Consider the following 24204-nt stretch of genomic DNA (forward strand, 5'->3'; position numbering starts at 1 on the left):
TGTCTGCCTGGACTTGAGGACTGGGGCCACACCATGTGTCACCGTGGCACCTCGGTGCTGCGGGCGGCCGTGATGGCGGTGAGGAGGGGGAACGCGATGAGCAACGCCACGGCGACGAGGAGTCCGCTCGCCCAGAGCGGCCCGAGGGTCCCGGCTTCGGTCGTGAGGCCGGCCGCGGCGATGACGGGGCCGGCTGCGGCTCCCACGTTGAGCGCCGCGGTCGCATACGAACCGGCCATGGTGGGGGCTCCGGCGGCCTCGTAGAGGACCCGCGTGATCAGCGTGCCGCCCAGCGCGAACGACAGTGCGCCCTGCACGAACACGAGGATGAACAGGGCGACCGGCTCGTCGGCCAGCACCGCCAGGGCCGGCCAGCCGATGAGCAGCAACGGACCGCCGACTGCGATGACCAGACCGGGACGCCGGTCGGACAGCCGGCCGGCGACGGTGACGCCTGCGAAGGAACCGGCGCCGAAGAGCACCAGAGCGACGGAGATCCACAACTGGCCCAGCCCGGCGCTGTCGGTCACCACGGGGGCGAGGAAGGTGAGGCTTCCGAACGTCGCCGCGTTCACCAGCGCACCGAGCAGCATCACCAGGATCAACCGCGGCCTGGTGAGCTGGGCGAGTTCCGCTCGCAGGGCTGGCCTGCCAGTCGCCTCGTCCTCACCACGTCCTGCTGGGATTCCCTTGAGGATGCCGAGAGTCGCAGGCAGACAGAGAGCGGCGACGGCCCAGAACGCGGCTCGCCAGCCGAGCAGTGTGCCGAGCACCGACCCACCAGGGACACCGGCGATCGTGGCCACCGTCGTGCCCGACAGCAGCACGGCCAGCGCGCGTCCCTTCCTGTCGGGCGGGACCAGCGTGGCGGCTGCCGTCAGGGCGACGGCGAGGAACCCTGCGTTCGCGAGCGCGGCGACGACTCGGGTAGCGAACAGGATGGGGAAGCTCGTGGTGATGGCGCCCACGGCGTGAGCTGCCGCGAAAACGAGCACGAACCCGACAAGGCCGGCGCGCCTGGGCCAGTTGCGGGCGGTCGCGGCCACAAGAGGCGCACCGACGATCATGCCGATCGCGAAGGCCGAGGTGAGGGCGCCTGCTGTCCGGACTGTGACGTCAAGATCTGAGGCGATGTCCGGCAAGAGGCCGGCGAGCATGAACTCCGAGGTCCCCATGGCGAAGACCGCCATGGCAAGCAGATACAGCGGCAGAGGCATCGAGTGGCTCCGAGGTGAGAGAGGCACGAGAAGGTCATCTCGTCACCGCGGCCAGCCCCCAGCGCACACGCGTCCCACCGCGGAAGCGGCGCGACGGCAGGGCTACGAGCTCAGTGGTTCAGGGGGCTGACGGCGTGACCGAAAGCCCCCACCTTGTCTGACTCAGGACTCGACATGATCCGCACGCTACCCGACCGATGCCGGTCGAAGCACCTCCAGGAGACCCTCGGCCTCCTCTTGCCGCACCCCGGCACCGCCAACGCCGACCGACAAGCCTCCTCTCGCCTCGCTGCTACTCTTCGCGGGTTCGAACTGACTCAGGGGGAAGTCCGTGTTCACGTCGGTCACCACGGATTGGCCGTGGCTGTTGGCTGTCACCGCACTGGTGATCCACTGCTCCGCGATGGCGAAGTGGATACCGATCCAGAGGTTCTGGACGGTTTATCCCTTCATCTGGGTGGTGTGCGGCACTGGAGCGGTGGCCCTCGGATCATGGCGCGGCTTCGCGCTGGCAGACATGCTCGTCCTCTGCTCGTTCGCGCTCATCGGACTGACGATCGGCATGTACCCGACCCGCAAGCTGTTCACGGTGTGGGCGCACGAGATCAACAAGGGAGTCACGCGCGAGCGGTACGACTATCCCCGCTCACACCTCGCGTTCTGTGGCGCCTCCGTGCTCGTCATGCTGGGTGCCGCGGTCCTGCTGGCCCACTGATACGCCGTTGGCCGAGGAGACCGGCCGTTTCCGGCATGCGCTGGATCGCCGGCCGTCAGCGCCGACCCGGTCGGCCATCAGGAGAAGAAGCGCGCCTCCGGGTAGCGGTCCGACAACCCGTCGAACAGACCTTGGTCGTCCCGGTCGCGCAGCCAGCGGTCGAAGAAGGCGGCGAGGTAGGCCCGTTGGGCGCTGATCGCGCGCCTCGGTGCGATGGTGCCGATGTTCTCGACGACGGTCTTCCGGGGAAGGCCGAGCCGATGGGCGATCTGCGGGATGACCGCCTCCGCGTCGGTGTAGGTCGCGTGCTCCGCGCCATGCAGGGTCAGGCCCCGGTGCCAGCCGTGACTGTGCCGCCACAGGGAGTCCCAGGACGGCACGGTGCCGAGGTCGTTACCCTCCTTGCCGATCAGCAGGAAAGGGCGGTCGAGGCCGTTGGCCGCGACGGTGGAAAGGTTGCCGGGGGTGCTGTCCTCCTGGACGTATGCGAGAACGCCGTCGAGGTCGGCTGCCGCCGCGATGCGTGGGTCGTCGTACATCGCCTGCAAGGCGGTGAAACCCCCTGCCGACTGGCCGAACATGCCGAGGCGGGCCAGGTCCAGCGTGCCGCGCAGCTCCCGGGGCAGCGCACCGGGCAGTTCGTCGAGGACGAAGCGGATGTCGGCCACCCGTACGGCCAGCGTCTTTCGCAGGAGCGCGGTGATGCGGTCCGGGTCCGGGTACGCCTTGGCGAACTCCGCGGGAAGAACCGTGCTTTCGACGCGCCCGCCGGGGAACTGAACAGCCGTGGCGTCGTAGGTGTGATCGAGGGTGACCACGACGTAGCCCCGGGAGGCAAGGTCGTCGCAGAGCGTGGTGCCCAGGGAACGCGGGTCCCCGGCACCGGGTGAGTAGCAGACGACCGGGTACGGGCCCGCGTTCCGGTCGACTGGGGCGCCTTCATGAGCGTGGGTGCGCGTGGCCGCCCAGTCGACCTGATCGCTGGGCACATCGGAGAAGTTGTTCAGAGCGGCGAATCCGGCGGCCTCCCCGGGGAGCATCTGCGGTGCGGTCGGGTACGCGCCGACGGCGCGGGCCGGGTAGCGGATGCCGATCATGAGCTCCCGGTACGGCTGCGATGTCATCCAGGGATCGGGACGTGAGGCATCGACGAGGCGCAGTGAGATCGTCCCCACGGGGTACGGCCCACTGGGTGCGGGCAACGTCAGCCGCACACGCCCGGCCTCGCGCGGCGCGGCGGAAGCGGTGCGCGCGGAGATGGCGGACAGGGTGACGGCGGCAACAGCCGATCGCAGGGCGGCGCGGCGAGTCTGCATGGCAAGCCTCCTCGTCTGTACGTGTTCACAGCCCTTTCACCTTTGCGGATCGACTCGGTCACCACCATCCGGCAGGCCGGTCGACGCACACGGGGGCTACCCGTAACCCGCCCCTATCGAAGGGGTTGAGAGCTCGTCTCCGGGAGCGGGCCGTCCGCCTCGGCCCGGTGTTCCTTCAGCAGAAGCGCGCCCAGGACGGCCGCAGCGACCTGGCAACCGGCCACAGCCAGGACGAGGCTTCCCGACCCGGCGGACTGCCAGCCGCCCGCGAGTGCGGCCCCGCCCGCGGCGAAGGCGGTCTTGATGCTCGCTCCCAGGGTGAACACCTGGGTGCGGGTGGTGGGGGGCGCGTAGCGGTCACGCCCGGTGAGCAGCGCGGCGAAGAGCGGGCCGGTGCAGCACCCGGCCAGGGCGAAGCCGCAGGCTGTCGCGGCGGCGCTGTCCGCCCAGGGCACGGTGGCCAGCGCCGCTCCGGTCGCGAGCAGCATGATGATGACGGTCCGTTCGGGACGGCGGGTGCCCCACGGTCGCCATGCGTACGCCAGGGAGCCGGTCAGCGAGCCGAGCGCCATGGCGGTCATGAGACCGCCTGCGGCCCAGGGTGTCTGGTAGCGGGCGGCGAGCATCACGCAGGCCACGGGGAGGGCGCCGATCCCGAGCTGGCCCACTCCGCTGGCCCAGGTGAGCGAGCGCAGTGGCGGGTTGCGCAGCAGCAGGACGGCCGCGGCTGCCAAATCGGCGGGGCGCGGCGCAGGGGTTCCGCCGGCGCGGGGTGCCAGCGGTAAGGCGAAGACGAGCACACCGCCTGCGGCGGCTGCGGCGCCCAGTGCTGCGAGGGCGCGGGCGGGACCGGTTGCCGCCGCGAGGGCAGAGGCGAGGGCCGGCCCGGCGATCCCTGCCAGGTTGTAGGAGACGGCGTCCAGGCTGAAGGCACGGTTCAGCGCCGTGGGCGGCAGCAGGTCGCCCAGCAGACTGGTCAGACCTCCCGTCAGCAGGGGGGTGCAGCAGCCCGCCGTACCCGCCACGGCCAGGACGACAGGAGCGGAGGCCCGCCCGGCCAGCATCGCGACGGCGGCCAGTCCCGTTCCGTAGAAGACCAGGCAGCCGCCGTGGAACAGCCTGCGTCGCCGGACCCGGTCGGCGAGGGCGCCGGCCAGCGGGGCGGCGATGACGCCGGGCACCAGCAGTGCCGCGACGAGAGCACCCCCGAAGCCGGTACTTCGAGTACGGTCCACGGCGAGCACCACCAGGCCGACTCGTGCTCCTTCGCAGGCGAGGCGGACCAGCAGGGCCACGTGCAGGTAGCGGACGAGCACCCACTTCCGCACGCCTGGACGCCCCTCCGGTTTCACTGACGTCTGCGTACGCACTGCATGCCTCCAGACCGGACCGGGACTGTGCTGCTCGGGCGCTTCACGTGGCGGCTCTGCCGCGCGGCGCTCCGCACGACTCCTCCCTTCGTCATACCCTGAAGGTATGACGACATGTGTGTCCGGCGTCCGAACCGCTCATACTCGGGGGGTGAGCTTCGCCTTCGTCAGTGATCACCTCGCCCTTGATTTCGCCGCCACCGTGGCCTGGCGCACGACGCAGCCAAAGGAACTGCTGGCCGAGCCGGAGGACTTCGCCCGGTGGGCTGTCGAGGCCGGGGTGGTGGACCGGTTGGAGGCGGTGAGCCACGCGGAACTGGCCAAGGCACGGGCGCTGCGTGAGGCGATCTACCGGCTGGCCCTGGCGGCCACGGAAGGAGCGCCGGCGGCGGGAGGACCATCCGACTCCGCGGACGTCGCACGGGTCCGACGGGCCGCCGCGCACCCACCCGTCCGTCTCACGCTCCAGGCCGTGGGCCGGGTGGAACGCCGGGGTGGGGTCCAGGAGGTGCTGGCCACCCTCGCGGCGAGCGCCAGCGACCTGCTCGGCGGCCCCGACCACCTGCTCATCCGGCACTGCGCCGGCGAGCCGTGCACCCGGCTGTTCGTCGACCGCTCCCAGGCGGGTACCCGACGCTGGTGCTCCAAGCGAAGCTGCGGCAGCCGGATCAACGCCGCTGCCTACCGCCGCCGCACCCGTGACGACGTACAGACCTGACCCGAGGATCGAGCTCACCCCGACGGTCGAGGGAGCCGCGAACAGCGACGCTCCGCCCCCGTCCCGGAACCGTCCGAGCGCCCTGCAACCGGCCGTGCCGCCACCCGGCCTCTTCCGCCGGAGGAACTGCGAGGCAGTCGTGTGACCTTGGCCGGGTTCGACTCGTGTCACGGCGGGCCACGGTGTATCAGGGCGCCACCTGGATAACCGGCGTTGCGGAATCGGCCCGAGCACGAGGAGTGTCCGTGTGACCGGACGGCGTAAGTCAGCGGTGTCGAGCGTGGCTTGGCAGGTCGGTGGTGTGGGGGTGGCGGCCCAGGCGGTGGCCTACGGCTTCGCCCGGTACGGCTACGGGTTGTTCCTGCCGAGTCTGCGTGACCGCTTCGGACTCTCGACCTCGGTCCTCGGCCTGGTCAACAGCGTTTCCTACAGCGGGTATCTGCTGGCGCTCGTGACGGTGGGGGCGCTCGTCTCGCGTCTGGGTCCACGCCCCATGGTGGTCGCGGCGGGAGTGTCGGCGGGGATCGGCATGGTGACGGTGGCTGTGGCCCGCAGCACCTGGGTCCTCGTCGTGGGGCTCGTGGTGGCGGGGATGGCTTCGGGTTTCTCCTGGGCGCCCTTCTCCGACACCGCCGACCGCCTGCTGCCGGACCGTACACGCGAGCGGGTCATGGCCCTGATTCCCAGCGGCACCGCCTTCGGTGTCACCGTGGCCGGGCCGCTCGCCCTGGCCGCCCGGGGAGCGAACTGGCGGTACGCCTGGATCGGCTTCGCGCTCGTCGCCTTCGCGATGGCCTGGTACGCGGCGCGGGTCCTGCCCGCCGGACGCCACCGGGGGGACGCCGGCGGGAACGGTGGCGGACATGCCGTCACGGCACGCTGGTTCCTGCGCCCGGCAGCCGTACCGCTGTACGTCACCGCGTTCGTGTACGGCGTCATCGGCGCCTTCTACTGGGCCTTCGCCGTGGAGGCCGTCTCGGACGCGGCGGGAGAAGGCTCCCCGGTGGCGCCGCTCTTCTGGACGCTGATGGGGCTGGCCGGGCTCAGCGGTGTCTTCGCCGGTGCCTTCTTCCTGCGGCTGGGACTGCGGCTCGGGCAGGCGGTGCTGTTCCTGGCGCTGTCCGCCGCGATCGCCCTCCTCGGGCTGGCCCCTGACGCCCTGGGCCCGGTGATCGCGTCGGCCGTGCTGTACGGGCCCGCGTTCATGGCCACGTCGTCGCTGCTCGCCCTGTGGAGTTACCGCGTCTTCCCCGAGCAGCCGTCGACCGGATTCAGTGCCACCGTGCTGGCGCTCGGGTTGGGGACCCTGACGGGGCCCGCCACGCTCGGCGCGGTGGCGGACCACTACAGCCTGCGAGCGGGTTTCCTCGTGGCGGCGGCCGTGGCACTGATCAGCCTGGCTTTCCGGCCCCCCGCGCGGCGGTCGGAGGACGACGTGACGCGTGGGCAGGAGGCGGGAGTCGTCTCCCGCGAACGGTGAGGTGCCCCCGGTCAGCCGAACGGGCATGAAGACCCGTGAAGGGCGTGTACGGCGTCACGCGGGGTTCGCCCACTCCTCGCGGAGCATTCCGAAGAGCACGCGGTCGTAGCGCTCCCCCTCCACCAGGACAGCCGACCGGCGGCGGCCTTCTTCGCGGAAGCCCAGCTTGGTGAAGGCGCGCACGGCACGCTCGTTGCCGCTCCAGGTGTCCAGCTCCAGCCGGTTCAGACCGTACGCACCGAACAGGTGGTCCACGAGCAGCCGCAACGCGTCCCTGCCGTGGCCGCGGCCCCAGAACTCCCGCTCGCCGATGGTGACTCCGAGCGTGGCCACTCCGGCGTAGGGGTCCAGGTCCCGGTAGTCGGCCATGCCTATCACCGTGCCGTCCGCCAGGTCCTCGACCGTGAACACGGCCGACTCCCTGGGGTTCAGTCGCAGCATGGTGTCGAAGCCGAGCCGGATCGCCTCCGCTGTGACCGGGCCGAACAACGGGTCACCGCCCGCGGCCCAGCGCACCACCTCGGGGTCATTGCGCCACCGCACATGGTGCTCGGCGTCTTCGGGGCGCAGCGCGCGCAGTCTTACCAGCATTCCTTCGAACATGGTGCAAACCTAGTCGTTTCACAGGTGTGCGGTGCCACCGCCCGGACGACACGGGGGGGCGAAGGAGACCTGGGCTCCGTGTCTCCGAGACACATCACGGTCCGGACAGACACCAACCTCTTGCCGGTGTTCCCGGAAGTGCGGGTCGGGAGCGCGCAGTTGCCGGACGGGGCAGCGCCGGACGGGGTTACGCCGCCGTGAGCCGGACGCGTTCGCTCGCCGGTGGTTCGGGGAGCCGAAGAAGGAATCGGGCCGCGGGCCCGTCGGTGCGGCACGGGTAACCTGCGCGTATGAAGCGGATCCAGCGGGCCGCGGGCACGGTCGTCGGGTCGGCGGTGGGTGACGCCCTGGGCGGTCCCTTCGAGTTCGGTCCCCAGGGAGCGTTCTCCGCGCGGTTTCCCGCGCCTGGTGCCGGTGGCGAGATGTGCGGAGGCGGTGGCTGGGACCCCGGCGAGGCCACTGACGACACGCAGATGGCCGTTCTGGTCGCGGAGTCCCTGCGGCCGCGCGGTCACTATGGATGAGGGCAGCGATGCGGCGGGCCGCGTCCATGCTGCCCCTTGGGTCGGCGGCAGCGTCGTGGACCGCGGAGGTCGACGCTCGCATCAAGGGGCCGTTTCCGGCTGCTCGCTGGTTGGCCTGGAAATTGATCGCGGCGGCGAGGTCCCAGGGCATGCCGTTGGTCACGTCCACCCCGACCACCGCGGGCGCTCCATGTCCCCCTCCCGGGATTCGCCGGACGGGTGCTCCACCTGGCAGATCTGCTCCACCTCGCACACCGCCTCGCAGGCTGAACCGGATCCTGCTCCGCGACGCGCCTTGCGGGAACCGGCGTGCGGCGCCGACCAGCCCCTGGCGGTGTTCCTCGGCGGAGGCGGTAGCCACCGAACGATCACGTCAGTAGCCTTGGCGCCCTGTGCTCCTGACTGACGGAGGGCTTCTCGCATGACCACCTCGTTCGTCCGTCCCGAGCCGCCGTATTACGCGGTGATCATCACTACCCGGCCGGCCGCGGATCTGGAGGGCTACGCAGCGATGAGCGAGCGCATGGCCGAACTCGGTGAGACGCAGCCCGGCTATCTCGGCCGCGAGTCGCTGACGGACGAGGACGGCCGGGACCTCGTCGTCATCTACTACTCGGACGAGGCATCGATAGCCGCGTGGAAGGCTCACCCCGAACACCTTGAGGCACAGCGGCTCGGACGTGAACGCTGGTACTCCTCGTACAGCGTGGAAGTCGCGCGGGTGGAGCGCGTCTACGCCTTCAGTCGTGACTGAGGGTCTTGTGTCCGGGTCTTGTACAGCTCGCTGATGTTCGGGCGGGCAGCCGGGCGGTGATGGGCGGCGGGGCCCTGTGCGAAGGCTCGCAGGGCGTTCTCCGTGGTGCGGGTCACGAACGTGCGGGTCCGGGCGTCCATCCCGTGGTCGCGCCCGCCGTCGGGGGTGCCGGCCATGAGGGCCTCCACCCAGCGCATGGTGCCGGTGGCGAACACACCCGCGCCACTGGCAGCCGTGTAGTAGGCCGAGTCGCTGTGGCTGCGGCGGCCACCGCACACCAGCGGAGAGTGCGCCGTGATCTCCAGTGCCTCGGGGACGGGGGCCGCGGGTGTGACCCTGTCGTATTCGACGCCGACCAGATGGGCGAAGCCGTCGCCGGGCCGTACGCCCGTTCCTTCGTACAGCCAGTGGTCCGCCGCGTGGACGACGTACGGCGCGTCCGTCGGGTAGCCCTCGTAGAGCACTCCGGTGAGCGAGGACTCGGGGTCCGGTGCCGGGGCCTGGCGGAAGTCGGTGGTCACCAGGGCGGGCTTGGTGGTGTAGAACGGGTCGGCCCCGGCGGAGGACTTGTAGCAGACCACCGTACGGTCCGGCTGTGTCCGCCCCTGCTCGATGCGGACCCGGCGGAAGCAGGTGTTGGCGCCGAGGAAGACCACGTTGGCGCCGGCGTCGCGGGCCTGGGTGACATGCCGGCGCTGCTCCGGGGTCCAGTACTCGTCGTGCCCCAGACAGACCACCGCGGTCGCGCCGCGCAGGACCTCCGGGTCGCGGTGCACGTCCATGCCGGTGGTGTAGGCGAGGGGTATGCCGAGCCGTTCCGCCAACACCACCGCCGCTCGTTCGTACACCATGAACTTCTCCGCGCCGTCGGCGTCGTAGGGGCGGTCGAAGCTGACGGCCAGGGAACGGGTGGCGTACGCGCCGGAGGCACCGGCGTAGAGGCTGTAGCCGCCCCACCGGTTGTAGGCCTGCCAGGTGGCCGGGGCGTGCATCAGGACCGTTCGGCCCGTGCCCTGCGCGGAGCGCACGATGAGCGGGATGTAGCGCTGGTGGCCGCTGTCCGCCTCCAGCCGCAGCAGATACGCGCCCTCCGGCCAGCCGGCCGTGCCGAAGGTGAGCGTGCGCGGCCAGTCCGCGCGCACGGTGCGGGTGTCCGGCAGGAAGCGGGGTGCCGACTGGGCGCGGCCACGTACGGGCTTGGACGACCATACGAGCCGGGCCTGGGTGCCGCCGTACCAGCCGACGCGGAAGGCCGAGACCCGGAAGGACGACGCGGTCGTCGACACGTACAGGCCGCATTCCTCGCCCGGTGTCACGCTCACCCGGTCGGCGTAGCCGGCGACGGCCGGGGCAGGCCCCCGGGACGTGATACGCCAATCGGGTGTCCCGGACCGGTCCCGTTCCGCTTCGGGCCGGTGGGAGGACGCCGCCGGGGAGTGTTCGTGCGTGGGAGCGGACGCGTCGCAGGCCGCGGCCGTCACCGAGGCGAGCCCAAGGCCGGTGCAGGCTCCGAGAAAGCGCCTGCGTCCGGGCTGCCCCGCGTGTGCTGTCCCGTGGTCCGGACCCCCTTGCGCGGCAGGACCCATCCCCATGACGCCTCCCGTAGTCGCGGCTCGCGTGTCACCCGTCTCTCCGGGCCAAGGTGACACAGCCATACGGGCGGCGCGCCCCGCACACGGCCGCCAGACGTCACGGGGGCGCGGGCGGACGGGACACATCAGCCCTCCGCACACCACCGTCACCGGCTGTGCGCTGTGGCCCGCCCCGGACACGGCCCCTCACCGACAGCCCACGGGGGCCGCGAGCGACGGCGCGGCACCAGGCTTCCGTTCGATGAGCCTCACGACGGCCCGCAAGCGCTGGGTGTGCTGTCCGGCGGATCTGGGCTGATGGTCGCCAGCAGGTGTGCGACCAGGGGGTTGTGGTCGCTCTTCCGCCAGGCGACGGCCACTCGGGTACGGGCGGTGTTGGGTTCGATCCCGCGGAAGGCGACGCCTTTGAGGCGGATGCGTCGGGTGCTCGCCGGGGCCAGGGAGACGCCCAGGCCGGTTTCCACGAGGGCGCACACGGTTTGCCACTCCACCGCGTGCTGGGCGATCCGCGGTGTGAAGCCTGCCGCGGTGCACAGGCCGATGATCTGGTCGTACAGTGTCGGGCCGACCGTGCGGGGCAGCAGCACGAAGGGCGAGTCCGCCAGCCGTGCGAGCTGTACGGTCCGATGGGTGGCCAGAGGGTGGGTGGACGGCAGCACGGCCACGAAAGGCTCGCTGAGTACGGTAGCGAAGCCGAGCCCTGTCTCGTCGGTGGGGGGTTCGCGCAGTAGACCGATGTCGATGGTCTTGTCGTGCAGGGCGGCGATCTGCGGAGCGGTGGTCATCTCGTGGATGTCCAGGTGCACGCCGGGGTACCGCTGCCGGAAGGTGCGCAGCAGGCCGGGCAGGACGGTCAGGGCCAGGGAGGCGGCGAAGCCGATCCTTAGGCGGCCGGCCCGGCCGCTGCCGACGGCCCTGGCTGCGGCCAGGCCGTCCGCGAGGTCGGTGAGTGCCCGCCGGGCGGCCGGCAGCAGTTCGCGGCCGGCCGGGGTGAGCGTGACGCGTCCCGGTTCACGGGTGAACAGCGCGTGACCGACCTTGTCCTCCAGGCGGCGGATCTGCTGGCTCAGCGGCGGCTGGGCGATGCCCAGCCGGGCGGCCGTGCGGCCGAAGTGGAGTTCCTCGGCGAGCACGACGAAGGCGTGCAGCTGCGGCAGGGGAAGTTCGGGGCGCTCCATACGCCTAGAGATATCAGGCCATCCCTTCAGCTGTATTAGACGTATCTGTGCTGGTCACTTAGCGTTCGGCGCATGACAGAGCGACACGCGATCCTCAGCGGCTCGACCTTTGAGGAGCAGATCGGCTATGCCCGTGCCGTGGTCGACGGTGACTGGGTGCATGTGTCCGGGACGACCGGCTTCGACTACACCACCATGACGATCTCCGACGACGTGGTGGTGCAGGCCGAGCAGTGTCTACGCAACATCGAGGCCGCGCTGGCCGAGGCGGAGTGCACTTTCGCCGACGTGGTGCGGGTGCGCTACCTGCTGCCCGACCGCGAAGACTTCGAGCCTTGCTGGCCGGTCCTGCGTCGCTGCTTCGGCGACGTTCAGCCGGCCGCCACGATGCTCGTGTGCGGTCTCGCCGACCCTCGGATGAAGATCGAAATTGAGGTGTACGCGCGGCGGCGCACCCCGCCTCACGGTAGGGCCATGAGCGAGCACTCGGTAGCGCCGGTCGTGCCCGTCGAGGCGTACGAACCCCCTTACTACGTGGCTGTCTTCACTACGGTGCGGACCCCGGACCAGAGCGGCTACAGCGAGACCAACGCACGCATGGAAGAGCTGGTCCAGGACGTCCCCGGGTACCTGGGGATGGACCACGCGCAGACTCCCGGGGGCCTGGGCATCACGGTCGGGTACTTCCGCGACGCCGACGCCCTCACCCAGTGGCGGACCGACGTCGAGCACCGCGCGGCGCAACAGCGCGGGCGAGCCGAGTGGTACCAGAGCTACACACTGCATGTGGCGAAAGTGGAGCGCAGCCACGGGTTCACGCGCGCCGGGATTCCGTAGAGCCCGACGACAAGACGGCCGGCCGGCCGAGCACGACGACCACCTGAGGGGCATCGCCCCCCTGGCCGGGCGTGTGGGTGGAGGTGAGCGGGCGACGGCCGCCCTCACAGCGAGGCGGATCCTGTCCTGGATCGCCCGCGGGACTCCTCCCACGTTCCGTCCGCTGACCACCTGCGATGACGGTCGCGAACCGTCTGCCACTGCCCGCAGCGGGACGGCAGGTCTCTCCAGGGCAGCCCCGGCTCGTCGAGGTAAGACGCCTTTCCCGAACGCGGCGAGGTTCAGGCGAGGTGCTGCTCGAAGAAGGCGGCAGCCTCCCCGCCCACCCGTGCACGGACGGCGGAGTGGGCAGGTTCCGGGAGGAAGAAGTCTTCGTGGCGAACGTCGGGGCCGGCTGAGCGGCCACTTGCCGTGGGGATGTGGTCCAGGTACGGCCGGGTGTCGACCTCGTAGGGGTTGACCGTGTCCGCTCCACCCCAGCGAATGCCTACCGGCACCTGCACGGTTTCCAGGCTCTCTCGGGTCACGAGACCGCCGACTCCGGGAGCCACTTGGAAGACCGCCCGGACTCGGGGATCCGAGAAGTCGGCGCCGGCGCTGTCGAGCGCGGGCCGCAACGACTCGTCCAGCGGGTATTTCTTCCGCAGCGCCTCCAGCGCGCCGGGGAACTCGGGAATCTCCGGCAAGGGAACCGCCCCCGTCATCACCGCCCACACAAGCCGCGGATCGACACGAACACCGGCGAGTGCCGCAGCCGTATAGCCGCCCAGGGAGAAACCCGCCACACCAACCGGCCCGAGCGGCTGCTCGCGAGCGAGTACGTCGAGGACGAAGGAAACGTCGCGAGGCCGTTCCCACACATGCAGAAAGCCTTCCGGCTCGTAGCCGTCGACGAAGTTGTTGCCGTGGTGGTCCAGAGCCACGACGCGGAAACCCGCCTCGTGCAGCGGTCCTGCCAACCACTCCATCCTGCTGCCGGAACCTCCGGTGCCGTGCGAGACGACAACCAGGGGCGCGAGGAGAGCCAGCGGCTGATGCGGCTCCCACACGTAGATACGGACGGGGCGCGGACGGGCCGGATCCCGCAGGTCACTGCGGGACTCGTCGTACAGAACACGTACCAGCGGCTGCTGCCCGGAGATCGTCATGGCGACATCGTAGGTTCGGCCCGAACGACGAGGATCAGGTCACTGCCAGGGCAGACGAGGTACGGGGGGTGCGCTCACCGACCCGACCGTCGAACCGTGCCGGTTCCGCCGGCCGGACACCGCACTGGGCATGGGCCCGGCGTGCGCGCCCAGTCCCCTACGAACTGCTCCGACCGGCGGACGGTCGTACATTCGGATACGTGGAGGAGATGCCTCAGCGCATCGACCCTTCGACGGACCGGGCCGCAGCCGCCGTACTGCTCGGATGCGCTCCGAACCAGGTCGGCTACTGCGCACGCTGCCAGGGGCTGACGCGCCGCTACGGGCCCACCGCGCAGGTCGTCTGTGCGGCCTGCCGCGCGGCCGAGACCGCCCCGCCCGCCCCGTCCGCCGACGGTTCCTCCATCTGACGTCAGCGCTCAACCGGCGGCTGGCACAGCGCCTCTCCCCCAGCCCCGCGCCGCGTGACACATTGACGGTGACCCCTGGCTAGGAGAGCTTGAGAAGCAGTTCGCTGAGTTCGCTCGGCATGGTGATCATGCAGTCGTGGCCGGTCGGCAGCTCCCAGACCTGCGCGGCAGTGCCGTTGGGTTGGATCGGGGGGACGGGACGACGGGTGACGCCCGCCGGCATGGCGCCGACATTGTGAATGTGCGTGCGCGGGATCGCGTGAGCGGCTGGGTTGCCCAGTCGCACCGGCTGTTGCAGACAGCGCACCGGCTGGTCCGAGAGCATCCCGCGCAGCCAGGCGACGTCGGCGGGGTCGGTGACGCCGAACAGGCCGAAGGGCGCGGGCTGCTCGGGCATCGGCGGCACGCGCCAGCCGCTCTCGGATTTCTCAGCGAGCTCGATCAGTTGCCGTGTCATGGGTTGGACGTCGACTGCGGACTCGCCGTCCTCGGGGACCATCGCGTCGAGGTAGACCAGATGCGCGATGCGTTCCGGAATCCGGTTGGCCGCGGAGGAGATCACCAGCCCTGCGTAGCTGTGGCCGACGAGTACGACGTCCCTGAGGTTCTCCTCGGTGATCAGCCCGACCACGTCGTCGACGTGCGTATCGAGACCCACCTCCGGACCGAGCAGGTGCGCCTTGTCGCCGAAGCCGGTCAGGGACGGCGCGAACACCCGGTGCCCGGCGGCCTCCAGCAGCGGTACCACCCGCTCCCAGCACCGTCCGCTGTGCCAAGCACCGTGTACCAGTAGAAATGTTGACATCGATCTTCCTTCGCAGGAGCAGAAGAGCACGGTTACGCGCATGCCGCTGGTTCGCGGCTCTGGCAGTTACCTTTCATGCCTCGGTACTGTTCGAGTACCAAGGGCATGCTGGTGCACACGACGCGCCGCAGGCAATAAGGCACTTTTCGGTGACTCGGTTCTCTGGAGGTAACCATGGACGCGGTACAGGGCGATCCGCGGTCGGCGGCGCGGCCCAGCGATGCGTGCCGGACCCGGGTGGTGCTCGACATCGTCGGGGACAAGTGGTCGCTGCTGGTCGTGCGCAATCTCAAGGACGGACCGCGCCGTTTCACCGAGCTGAAAAGGGCCATCGACGGAATCAGCCAGCGCATGCTCACCGTGACGCTGCGCAGCCTGGAGCGCGACGGAATCCTGACCCGCACCGTCCACGACGTGATGCCGCCGCATGTGAGCTATGAGCTCACCGAGATAGGCGTCACCCTGCGCGAGGCCACCGCGCCTCTGCTCGAATGGAGCGTCGCGCACCTCGCCCGGATCGACGAGGCCCGCGCCGTCTACGACGCCCGCAGGGATCCATCGATGACCTCATAGCGGGACGGCAAGTCGGGTGCCAGTCCAGCCAGGGTGGACGGGCCGGGGTGTCTCTCCTTGCCGGTGGTCGAATCCGGACGCGCGTGATCCGGTGAGCGCGGGATACCAGCAGGTCATGAGGTTGCTTGCCACAGTGCGCGAAATGGACCGTCGTCTGACCAAGCGGATGGCTTCCTGGCGGGAACCCGGGCTCCATCGGACGCTGTCGGTGGTGGAGGAATCGGCGGAAGCCACCAAGTTGTGGTGCGGTGCTGCCGCGGTGATGGTCTGGGCCGGCGGGTGGAGGGGCCGCAAGGCGGCGGTGGCGGGTCTGGCGGCTCTCACCTTGGCGCAGTTGGTGTGCAACGGTGTGTGCAAGCAGGTGATCGACCGTCCGCGCCCGCCCAAGGAGTGGATTCCCCACGATGAGGTGGAGGACCGGCCTGATTCCTCGTCGTTCGCCTCCGGGCACACCGCGGCGGCGCTGGCCTTCTCCGCTGCGGTTGCCCCCTCGTGGCCGTCGGCCGGGGCGGTCTGCGCGGTGCCGGCCGCGCTGGTGGCCGTGGAGCGGGTGCAGTCAGGTGCCCACTACCCCAGTGACGTCGCCGCCGGCGCCGCAATCGGACTCGTCAGCGCCTGGCTGGTCAGGCAGCTTCCGCGGCTGGTGCTGCGCGTGTGGCGGTGACAGGGTCCTCCGCTTCGGCAGCTACGTCGCCGATCACGTGCTCACCGAGAAGGACCCGGCGTTTGAACAGGGGTGTCGGCCACGCGGTGCTCTGGGTTTTGTCACCGCGGGTTCTCCGTCGGGCTCACCTGGTTCATGATGCCGATCGCCTTCGCCAAGCCGTGGGGCCTCGCCGGGACGGCCGGCCTGCTGGCCTCCCCGCTCAACACGGTAGAGTCTTTCCTTGAGTTGGCGGGCTTGGCGGCCGTAGTGGCCCCGATCGTGGCGGTCGTATGCCGTGGCGTGGGGGCAGGGGCGTCAGCCGCCTGACCGCGGAGTCGGACGGCGGTGGCGGCCCGGCCGCCTCCTCCGCCGCACGTGCGTCCAGCCTCCGGGGTGGGGCGTACGACGTGTGGCGGCAGCCGCGTCGAGGGCGTGGTGGCGAGTGCCTTCCACTCCCCCCGCTGCGGTTTATAGTTCAACTACATTCGGTGCCACGAGGAGGTCGCACCATGGCGGAGCTCGGTCTGGCCGACACGGTCGGCATCCTGCGGCAACCCGGCGTGCGGACGCGGCACAGCAGCGCTGGGCTCGGGTGGGAGCGGCTGTTCCTCTCCACCCAGGAGGAGCAGCCCTATCGCGCCGCCTTCGACCCGGCGCCCACGCATCTGCTGATCCTGCACCTGAGCGGCCCCGTCACCGTGCGGCGGGGACGCGGGGCGGGCACCCGGTCGCGGACGATCCCGGCCGGTGGGCTCTTCCTGCAACCGGCCGGCCGTACTCTCTCCGTCGAACTCGGCGGCACGCTTGACACGGTCCACGCCTACCTCACCGACGACGCGCTGTGCGAGGCGAACGACGGACGGCCCGTGGAGCTGTCCGAGGAACTCGGCGCCACCGATCCCCTGGCCGAGCAACTCCTGCTCGCGCTGGCCGGCGCGGTGCGCTCCTGGGAGCCGTCGGCCCGTACCTACACCGACCACCTGACCGGGATGCTCGCCGCACAGCTCGCCCGCCGGCACAACGTTCGGGAGGCGGTGCCCGCGGACAGCCGGTCCGGGCTGTCCGCACGCCGGCTCGCCGCCGTCCGCGCGCTCATGGAGGAGCGGCTGGCCGAACCCCTGCCGATCGCGGACCTCGCCGACGCGGCCGCACTGAGCCCCAGCCAGTTCACCCGGCAGTTCCGCAAGAGCACGGGACAGTCGCCGCACCAGTTCCTGCTCGCGCTGCGTCTGGAGCGGGCCTGCCGGCTGCTGCGCACCGGTACCGACCCGATCGCCGAGGTGGCCGTCGCCTGCGGGTTCTCCCACCAGGAGCACCTCACCCGGGTGATGCGCGCCCGGCTCGGCACCACCCCCGCCGCGCTGCGCCGCTCCGGCTGACCGGGGCGCCGCGACTCTCAGCGCTCCAGCACCAGCACCAGTGCCTGCGGCTCGATGCCCGCCCCCCCGCCACCCGCACCCGCACCCGCACCCGCACCCGCACCCGCAGCCACGCCTACGGCTCGCGCCGGATCACCGCGATCCCCGTCGTCGAGCGGCGAGGCGCTGCCGACGGTGGTGGGTGCCGTCCGCACGGAGCGTCCGTTGACGGACGAGCCCGTGACCCGGCCGATGCGTCCGCCGGCGGCGGGACGCCGAGGTCCCGCCCGCCGGCCCCGCGGTCGTGCGACACGACCGCGAGGCTCGTCGCCCCCTGGCGCGATCAGGGCATCGCCGAGGGCCTCCCCTCGCAACCTCCCCTAACGCGCCAGGACATGGCGGAGCGCGCCGAGGAGGTCTTCCCCTGCCGCCTCCGCGGTCTCGGCGGCGGTGGTGCGGCGCCAGGCGACGTGTCCGTCCGGGCGTACCAGCAGTACGCCGTCCTCGGCGATCTCGCTGACGCGGCTCCATTCGCCGTAGGCGTCGCGGTGGTTGTCGTCACCGACGCGGACCACGCGCAGCGGTACGCCGAGGGCGTCGCCGCAGGCGCGCGCGGCGGTCTCCCAGACACCGCCGGACAGACCGGTCAGCACGGTGAAGACACCGCGGCCGACGACGTCCAGCGTGGAGACCCGCTCGCCCTCGGCGTCGACCAGCCAGGCGTGCGGGAGTTTGGCGCCGGGCCGGGTCGTCGGCTGGTGCACCAACTCGCGGTCGTGCGCCCACACTTCGTCCGGGCTGCCGTCGGGGAGCACCGCGGTGGAGACGTAGCGCTGGTTCATCTCCACACCGTGCGCGTTGAACTCGTAGTTCTTCAGCTGGATCGCCTCTTCGAGCTGCCGCCTCTTCTTGGCGCCCTCGGGCGTCCGCTCCCGTAGCGCCGCGATCCCTTCGGCGATGGCCTCCGCGTCGCTGCCGCCGCCGACGCCGAGCACGTCGAAGATCGGCCCGAACTGGTCGCGGCTGAGGTTGGCCCGCTCGACGATCTGCCGCCCCACGGGGGCGCGTTCGGTCGTGTAGCTGTCGAGCAGCGCGGGTCCCGCCTCGCCGCGGATCACCATCGCGAGCTTCCACGCGAGGTTGTACGCGTCCTGGACGGAGGTGTTGGAGCCCAGTCCGTTGGACGGCGGATGGCGGTGCACGGCGTCTCCGGCGCAGAAGACCCTGCCGTTCGCGTACTCCTCGGCGTAGGCGTGGTTGACGGTCCACAGCGAGGTCGACGTGATCTCCACCGGCAGGTCGGGATCGCCGACGAGGTCGCGGACGATCTTACGCGCAGCCTCCTCGTCGACCCGCGGCGGCGGCTGCTCTATGTCGTAGCCCCACACCAGCAGCCACTCGTTCCACGGGCGGACCATCCGGACGAGGCCCATGCCGATGCCTCCGGTGTCCGCGCCGGGCTGGAGCACCCAGTACAGGACGCTCGGGCGGTGGGCGCAGTACTGGGTGAGGTCGGCCTTGAAGACGATGTTCATGCTGCCGGCCTTGGCCATGCGACCGGCGAAGGGCAGGCCGAGTTGCTCGGCGACCGCGCTGCGCCCGCCGTCGGCGCCGATCAGGTAGCGGGCGCGGACCGTGAACTCGTCGCCTCGGACCCGGTCGCGCAACAGGGCGGTGACGCCGTCCTCGTCCTGCTCGAAGCTGACGAACTCGGTGTCGAAGCGGACCTTGGCGCCGCGGGCCGCCGCGTTGTCGACGAGGATCGGCTCCAGATAGGTCTGCGGCAGGTCGATCATCTCGCAGGGGCTCTTGGCGGAGTACTCGGTGGCCGTCGCGGGGCCGGTGCCCCAGCTGCGGATGCGACCGATCTCGTCGCCCGTCAGGGCCGTGCACAGCACGGTGTCCCCCATCAGGTGGGAGGGGCTGCCGAGGGCCAGCGCCTCCGACTCGACGCCGAGGTCGCGCAGGACCTCCATGGTGCGCTGGTTGGTGATGTGCGCCCGCGGGGTGTTGGCGAGCCACCCGTACTTCGTCACCAGCAGGGTGCGGATGCCGTAGGTGGCCAGCAGCAGGGCGGCCGAGCCGCCTGCGGGTCCGCTGCCGACGACGAGGACGTCGGTGTCGTAGGCGTCGAGCGGATCGGTGGTCGTCATGTGTGTGTGCGCTCCTCGGTCATCCGGCCTGGGGGGCGAGTCGGAAGGTGTAGTCGAGCCGGCACCACTGGCCGTCGACCGGACGGCCGTCGGGGGTGGGGCCGGACCGCGGTGTGAAGTCGACGACGAGTTCGTCCTTGACTCCGAAGACGGTGTCGCTGTCCAGGTACGCTCCGTCGGCCACGAACAGCTGCGTGACGAGCCGGCGGTGGCCGGGCGCGTCGAACATGAAGTGGAGGTGGGGCGCCCGGTAGGGGTGGCGGCCGACCGCGTCCAGCATCTGCCCGACCGGTCCGTCGGCGGGAATCGGGTAGTGCGCGGGCAGGATGGACCAGAACGTGACCCGTCCCTCGCTGTCGCTGCGCAGCCGGGCCCGCAGCACCGGTCCGTCGAGGTCGGGGAGCTGTACGTCGTAGAAGCCGTCCTCGTTGGACTGCCACACGTCCACCACCGCGTCCTTGACGGGCTCGCCCTCGCTGTCCGTGACGCGTACGTCCACCCACAGCGGGGTGCCGTGCAGGCCGCCGGAGATGTCGCTGCCGAGCGCGGTCTCGGGCGGGCCCTCCACGTAGAAGGGGCCGAGCACCGCGGACGGCGTGGTGTCGGGCGTGCGGGAGTTGGTGAGCAGGTCCACGGCGCTGGAGACGCCGAGCGTGTCGGACAGCAGCACGAACTCCTGGCGGGTCGGGCCGCAGAGCTGTCCGGTGCGGGTGAGGAAGTCGATGGCGTACTGCCATTCGGCGTCGGTGACGTCGTTGGCCGCGACGAAGGCGTGCAGGTGCCGGACGAGGTCGCTCATCAGCGTACGGACCCGGGGGTCGGGGGCGTGCGCGAAGCTGGCGACCACCTCCTCGGTGAGCCGGGCCAGCTTCGCCTCCGTCGAGGGCGGGCCCTGCGGGCGGCGTCCCTGCCAGGCGCCGGCCAGCAGCTCGCCGATGCCCTCGGCGGTCAGCTCACGCGGGTTGGGGTACGGCGTCGAGGTGGCCAGCTCGGCCGCGCGTGCCAGGTCGGACTCCGCCATGCCGAGCTCGCGCAGCGAGGTGGGGCCGCCCAGGGAGACGATCAGGTCGTACACGCCGCTCGGTGCGTCGGGCACGCCCAGGGCGTCGGCGATGCGGCGCATGACCTCGGGGACGGCGGGCGCGTTGTAGGCCATGGCGTGCGCCAGCACGACGGTGTGGGTCTCGGCGTGCGGCAGGCCGAAGCTGCCGCCGAGGGTGTGGCACAGCTTGTGGTGCAGGCCCATGCCGACCGTGGCGAGGCAGGTCCCGGCGAGCCAGGCGGCGTGCAGCAGGTCGGCCCGGGCCTCCGGGTCGACGGGGTCGGCGGCCAGCCGGGGCAGCGCCCGCGCGATGCCCGAGATGGCGTCGAGGGCCTGCCGGTCCGTCACCGGGTTGGCGTCGGCCGAGTAGAGGGCCTCGACGGCGTGCGCGAGGGCGTTGACGGCGCTGGTCACCGTCATGGGCAGCGGCAGCGTGAGGGTGAAGTCGACGTCGTAGACGACGGTCTCGGGCAGGATCGCCGGGGAGGACTGGGTGACCTTGCGCCCGTCCTGGGTCTCGCCGAGCACCGGGGTCACCTCGGAGCCGGCGTAGGTGGTCGGCAGGATCACCTGCGGCAGGTCCGTGCGCAGGGCCAGCGCCTTGGACAGGCCGGTCGTCGAGCCGCCGCCGACGGCCACGATCACGTCGGCCGAGGCGTGGGTGAGCACGTCGAGCGCCTGCTCGGTCACCTCGACCGGGGTGTGCATGGCGGCGCCGTCGAACTCCGCCACGACGAGGTCCCCGAGCGCCTCGCGGACCCGGGTGGCGGTCCGGGCCAGGGACCGGCCGGACAGCAGCAGGACACGGGAGCGGCCGAGCCGCTCGACCTCCTCGCGGAGCCGGCTCACCGTGCCGGATCCGAAGACGACCCGCGAGGGACGGGATGTGTGGACGAACGTCCGCATTGAGTTCTGCCTCCGCCTGTCATCCGGTGTGCGTCGATGGCTTCGATCACCGAGTGTGCGGAGGAGGACGGCACGTCGTCCTGCACGATGCGCGCGCCGCGCTGCACGAAACGCGCGTGTATTCCGAGGCCGGCGCACTGGAGGGCTTGCCGCCCCGGTGCGCGGCGCCGGTGCGATCTTGTGAGGCCGGTTCGGTCAGCAAGGAGCCGCGGGGGGCATCGTGCCGGCAGCCCCGTCGACGCCGTCACCGGCAGGTGGGCGGTCTTGGTCGTCGAGGCCCTGGGTGAGGGCACCCCGCGCTTCGGCGAGCTGCGCGACCGGGTCGAGGGCATCAGCCGCAAGGGGCCGACGTGCTCCCAGGTGGTCCGTCGCTCGGGGGCAGGTCTCGGAAATCGGCCCGGCACCGGTGGTCGCGCGTGCCGACAGGAGCCTCGACGGCTACGTCGGTCGTCGGGGACGGCCGGTTCGCCCGTCCCCCGGCACACCTCGCTGCCCACGGCCCCTGCCAGGTCGGCGCGGGGCCGGATCGGTGGGCCATCGGGCGGTACCCCTCCGGTGCCTCCGGCCCCGGCGCGTCACTGCGGCAGCCGGGGCGGGGTGGTCAGGACGCTGCGGGGACCACCGCGTCGAGGCCGTGCGAGGCGACGAGCTGTGCGCTGCCGTCGGCCAGGCGGTAGCACAGGCCCACCACGGCGGCCTGGCCGGCGGCGACCTTCTCGGCGAGCACCCGGGAGCGGTCCAGCAGCAGGTCGACGGTGTGCCTTATGTGCTCGGCGAGGATCTGGTCCGGCTCGACCCGTCCGGCGGCCCGCGCCGCCAGCACGCTGGGGGTCACCCGTTCGACGACGTCCCGGACGTACCCGGCCGGTGTCATGCCGTCCTCCAGTGCGGCGCACGCCGCGCCGACCGCGCCGCACGAGTCGTGCCCGAGGACCACGACCAGCGGGCAGCCCAGCACGTCCACGCCGTACTCGATGCTGCCGAGCACCTCCGAGCCCACCACGTGGCCCGCGGTGCGCACCACGAACAGGTCGCCCAGGCCGCGGTCGAAGATGATCTCGGCGGCCAGCCGGGAGTCCGAGCACCCGAACAGCACGGCGAAGGGCTGCTGGGACGGTGCGATCTCGGCGCGGCGGGTGGCGTCCTGGTTCGGGTGCTCGGGGGTGCCGGCGACGAAGCGCTGGTTGCCGCTCAGCAGCAGCTCGAAGGCGTCGCGGGGCGTCGGGGTCTGGATCTCGGTCATGACCGCAGCTTAGAACCCGGCTCCGGTGGTCGCACCGCCTGGCCCCCTCGGTCATCGCCGGGTCGGGTGATGCTCACGGCCCGGGCGTCATTCCCGGGCGCCCGCCCGGGGTGGCCGCCCCGCCACGGAACCTCGGCGCGCGGCGCTGCCGCCGGTCCCGTACGGCGGGCCCGCTGCCCGCGCCGGAAGCGCCTACCGGCCGTCACGGCTCGGCTGAGGGGGGGAGGAGACGGCGGGCGCGGACGGAGGACGGACCGTAAGTTGAGGGTAAGGGATGTTGGGGCCGGAAGGGAGTGCCGCCGGTGGCATCGCGCGTTGATCACGCGGCACTGTTCGCCGCCACACCGAGCCCGTACCTGGTACTCGGCCCGGACCTGGTCATCGTCGATGTGAACCAGGCCTATCTGGAGGCCACCGAGCGCACCCGCGAGGACCTGCTCGGCCTGCACATCTTCACCGCGTTCCCCGACAACCCCGCCGACCCGGAGGCCGACGGGGTCCGCAACCTCGGCGCTTCCCTGCACCGGGTCCTGGCCACCAGCCGGCCCGACACGATGGGCTTGCAGAAGTACGACATCCCCGTCATGGACCGGCCCGGCGTCTTCGAAGAACGGTGGTGGTCCCCGGTGAACACTCCCGTCCTCGGCCCGGACGGGCAGGTCGCCTACATCATCCACCGCGTCGAGGACGTCACCGCCTTCGTCAAGGCCCACCAGGCCGCACAGCCCGCCGCCGTCCGGGTGGGCCAGTACCTGGAGGAGACCCAGGCGCTGGAGGCCGAGCTGTACGCACGGGCGCGGGAGCTGCAACGGCTGAACGAGGAACTGCGCCAGGCCCACACGCGGGAACGCGAGGTCGCCCTCGCCTTGCAGGAAGCCATGCTCCACGCCCCTGACCTTGCCCAGCACCCCCACGATGTGACCGTGCGCTACCTGCCCGCCACCGGCTCCCTCAACGTTTGCGGTGACTGGTACGACGTCGTCGACATCCCGCCCGACCGGCTCGCCCTCGCCGTCGGCGACGTCATCGGCCACGGCCTTCAGGCCGCGGCCGTCATGGGCATGCTCCGCAGCGCCCTGTCCGCCGCCACCCGCGCCCTGGAACGCCCCGCCCAGGCGCTGGAAGTCCTCGGCCTGTACGCCCGGTCCATCGAGGACGCTCTGGGCACCACCGCCGTCCAGGTGCTCGCCGACACCCGAAGCCGCCTGATCACCTACAGCGACGCCGGCCACCCACCGCCGATGCTCCTCCACCCCGACGGCGGCTGGGAGCTGCTCGACCAGGCCACCGACCCACCGCTCGGCGCCCGCCCCCAGCACGTCCCCCGCCCGCAGGCGAGCCTGCCCTACAGCCCCGGTGACACCCTCGTGCTGTACACCGACGGGCTGATCGAGCGCCGCGGCGAGGACATCGACGCCGGCCTGGGACGCCTGACCGACGTACTCAGTGCATGCGGCCGGCTCGGCACCGAACAACTCGCCGACACCGTCCTGGCCCGCCTCGGCGTCTCAAGCGGCGGTCGCGACGACATCGCGCTGGTCGTCGCCCGGCTCTGACCGGCGACCAGACCTGTCCGCCGGCCCCTGCCGGTGAACGCCCGGCGACGAGGACCTAGC

Annotated in this window: 21 protein-coding genes and 3 pseudogenes; 12 read left to right on the forward strand and 12 right to left on the reverse strand. The window is 71.4% G+C overall.

Annotated elements, in window-relative coordinates:
• Positions 1–38: 38 nt before the first annotated feature.
• Positions 39–1217 carry a Cmx/CmrA family chloramphenicol efflux MFS transporter gene (locus AQJ11_RS30045; RefSeq protein WP_059265245.1) on the reverse strand — a complete coding sequence of 393 codons (1179 nt, stop codon included), beginning with the start codon at positions 1215–1217 and terminating at the stop codon, positions 39–41.
• Between the two features lie 331 nt (positions 1218–1548).
• Between AQJ11_RS30045 and AQJ11_RS51405 the strand changes: the two genes are divergently transcribed.
• Positions 1549–1932: a hypothetical protein gene (locus AQJ11_RS51405; RefSeq protein WP_244218417.1), complete on the forward strand. Its 384-nt coding sequence runs from the start codon at positions 1549–1551 to the stop codon at positions 1930–1932.
• A 77-nt stretch (positions 1933–2009) separates the two neighbouring features.
• On the opposite strand, the gene AQJ11_RS30055 is transcribed toward AQJ11_RS51405, so the two are convergent.
• Together AQJ11_RS30055 and AQJ11_RS30060 are read right to left on the reverse strand one after the other, a co-directional pair.
• The gene (locus tag AQJ11_RS30055) at positions 2010–3248 is read right to left on the reverse strand and encodes an alpha/beta hydrolase family protein (protein ID WP_059265246.1); all 1239 of its coding nucleotides are present in this window, start codon (positions 3246–3248) and stop codon (positions 2010–2012) included.
• Between the two features lie 113 nt (positions 3249–3361).
• Positions 3362–4576 (reverse strand): MFS transporter, encoded by a 1215-nt coding sequence (locus tag AQJ11_RS30060; RefSeq protein ID WP_059265247.1) that lies wholly within the window; start codon positions 4574–4576, stop codon positions 3362–3364.
• 193 nt (positions 4577–4769) lie between these two features.
• Between AQJ11_RS30060 and AQJ11_RS30065 the strand changes: the two genes are divergently transcribed.
• Entirely contained in the window at positions 4770–5336 is a 567-nt protein-coding gene (locus AQJ11_RS30065; RefSeq protein ID WP_059265248.1) for a CGNR zinc finger domain-containing protein, read from the forward strand.
• Positions 5337–5616: 280 nt separating this feature from the next.
• Positions 5617–6816, forward strand: a complete 1200-nt coding sequence (locus tag AQJ11_RS30070) for a YbfB/YjiJ family MFS transporter (protein WP_244218418.1) — start codon at positions 5617–5619, stop codon at positions 6814–6816.
• 54 nt (positions 6817–6870) lie between these two features.
• Here the strand turns inward: AQJ11_RS30070 and AQJ11_RS30075 are convergent, their stop codons facing one another.
• Complete coding sequence (locus AQJ11_RS30075; protein WP_014677098.1) at positions 6871–7419, reverse strand: GNAT family N-acetyltransferase; 549 nt, start codon at positions 7417–7419, stop codon at positions 6871–6873.
• Between the two features lie 290 nt (positions 7420–7709).
• Between AQJ11_RS30075 and AQJ11_RS30080 the strand changes: the two are divergent.
• Together AQJ11_RS30080 and AQJ11_RS30085 are read left to right on the forward strand one after the other, a co-directional pair.
• Positions 7710–7931: pseudogene (locus AQJ11_RS30080) on the forward strand (ADP-ribosylglycohydrolase family protein); the annotation flags it as partial.
• Positions 7932–8364: 433 nt separating this feature from the next.
• Positions 8365–8697 (forward strand): antibiotic biosynthesis monooxygenase family protein, encoded by a 333-nt coding sequence (locus AQJ11_RS30085; RefSeq protein ID WP_014677096.1) that lies wholly within the window; start codon positions 8365–8367, stop codon positions 8695–8697.
• On the opposite strand, the gene AQJ11_RS30090 is transcribed toward AQJ11_RS30085, so the two are convergent.
• Positions 8676–10019 (reverse strand): N,N-dimethylformamidase beta subunit family domain-containing protein, encoded by a 1344-nt coding sequence (locus AQJ11_RS30090; protein WP_341846298.1) that lies wholly within the window; start codon positions 10017–10019, stop codon positions 8676–8678. The genes AQJ11_RS30085 and AQJ11_RS30090 overlap by 22 nt on opposite strands.
• A 518-nt stretch (positions 10020–10537) precedes the next feature.
• Entirely contained in the window at positions 10538–11467 is a 930-nt protein-coding gene (locus tag AQJ11_RS30095) for a LysR family transcriptional regulator (RefSeq protein ID WP_059265251.1), read from the reverse strand.
• 72 nt (positions 11468–11539) lie between these two features.
• Between AQJ11_RS30095 and AQJ11_RS52490 the strand changes: the two genes are divergently transcribed.
• On the forward strand, positions 11540–12304 hold the full coding sequence (locus AQJ11_RS52490) for a Rid family hydrolase (RefSeq protein ID WP_059265252.1): 765 nt from the start codon (positions 11540–11542) through the stop codon (positions 12302–12304).
• 146 nt (positions 12305–12450) lie between these two features.
• Here the strand turns inward: AQJ11_RS52490 and AQJ11_RS46605 are convergent.
• Together AQJ11_RS46605 and AQJ11_RS30105 are read right to left on the reverse strand one after the other, a co-directional pair.
• Positions 12451–12543 (reverse strand): annotated as a pseudogene (locus AQJ11_RS46605) (transposase); the annotation flags it as partial.
• Positions 12544–12585: 42 nt separating this feature from the next.
• Positions 12586–13452, reverse strand: coding sequence for an alpha/beta hydrolase family protein (locus tag AQJ11_RS30105; RefSeq protein WP_079082462.1), 867 nt, complete (start codon positions 13450–13452; stop codon positions 12586–12588).
• A gap of 209 nt (positions 13453–13661) precedes the next feature.
• On the opposite strand from AQJ11_RS30105, the gene AQJ11_RS30110 reads away from it, so the two are divergent.
• Entirely contained in the window at positions 13662–13862 is a 201-nt protein-coding gene (locus AQJ11_RS30110; RefSeq protein WP_244218423.1) for a hypothetical protein, read from the forward strand.
• Positions 13863–13941: 79 nt separating this feature from the next.
• On the opposite strand, the gene AQJ11_RS30115 is transcribed toward AQJ11_RS30110, so the two are convergent.
• Positions 13942–14667 carry an alpha/beta fold hydrolase gene (locus AQJ11_RS30115; RefSeq protein WP_079082463.1) on the reverse strand — a complete coding sequence of 242 codons (726 nt, stop codon included), beginning with the start codon at positions 14665–14667 and terminating at the stop codon, positions 13942–13944.
• Positions 14668–14841: 174 nt separating this feature from the next.
• On the opposite strand from AQJ11_RS30115, the gene AQJ11_RS30120 reads away from it, so the two are divergent.
• From AQJ11_RS30120 to AQJ11_RS30135, 3 genes are all read left to right on the forward strand, one after another.
• Positions 14842–15240, forward strand: coding sequence for a winged helix-turn-helix transcriptional regulator (locus AQJ11_RS30120; protein ID WP_059265254.1), 399 nt, complete (start codon positions 14842–14844; stop codon positions 15238–15240).
• 115 nt (positions 15241–15355) lie between these two features.
• Complete coding sequence (locus tag AQJ11_RS30125) at positions 15356–15904, forward strand: phosphatase PAP2 family protein (RefSeq protein ID WP_059265305.1); 549 nt, start codon at positions 15356–15358, stop codon at positions 15902–15904.
• A 491-nt stretch (positions 15905–16395) separates the two neighbouring features.
• Positions 16396–17265, forward strand: a complete 870-nt coding sequence (locus AQJ11_RS30135) for an AraC family transcriptional regulator (RefSeq protein WP_059265256.1) — start codon at positions 16396–16398, stop codon at positions 17263–17265.
• 359 nt (positions 17266–17624) lie between these two features.
• Here AQJ11_RS30135 and AQJ11_RS30140 read toward each other — a convergent pair whose 3' ends face one another.
• Positions 17625–19397 (reverse strand): FAD-dependent oxidoreductase, encoded by a 1773-nt coding sequence (locus tag AQJ11_RS30140; protein ID WP_059265257.1) that lies wholly within the window; start codon positions 19395–19397, stop codon positions 17625–17627.
• Between the two features lie 19 nt (positions 19398–19416).
• Positions 19417–21345: a maleylacetate reductase and hydroxyquinol 1,2-dioxygenase domain-containing protein gene (locus AQJ11_RS30145; RefSeq protein WP_059265258.1), complete on the reverse strand. Its 1929-nt coding sequence runs from the start codon at positions 21343–21345 to the stop codon at positions 19417–19419.
• Positions 21346–21432: 87 nt separating this feature from the next.
• Here AQJ11_RS30145 and AQJ11_RS52795 point away from each other — a divergent pair.
• A pseudogene (locus AQJ11_RS52795) lies at positions 21433–21675 on the forward strand (hypothetical protein); the annotation flags it as partial.
• 271 nt (positions 21676–21946) lie between these two features.
• Here the strand turns inward: AQJ11_RS52795 and AQJ11_RS30150 are convergent.
• Positions 21947–22588, reverse strand: coding sequence for a carbonic anhydrase (locus AQJ11_RS30150; protein ID WP_059265259.1), 642 nt, complete (start codon positions 22586–22588; stop codon positions 21947–21949).
• Between the two features lie 302 nt (positions 22589–22890).
• On the opposite strand from AQJ11_RS30150, the gene AQJ11_RS30155 reads away from it, so the two are divergent.
• Entirely contained in the window at positions 22891–24144 is a 1254-nt protein-coding gene (locus AQJ11_RS30155) for a PP2C family protein-serine/threonine phosphatase (RefSeq protein WP_059265260.1), read from the forward strand.
• Positions 24145–24204 lie beyond the last annotated feature (60 nt).

It is taken from the genome of Streptomyces corchorusii, from assembly GCF_001514055.1.
Lineage (GTDB): Bacteria > Actinomycetota > Actinomycetes > Streptomycetales > Streptomycetaceae > Streptomyces > Streptomyces olivaceoviridis.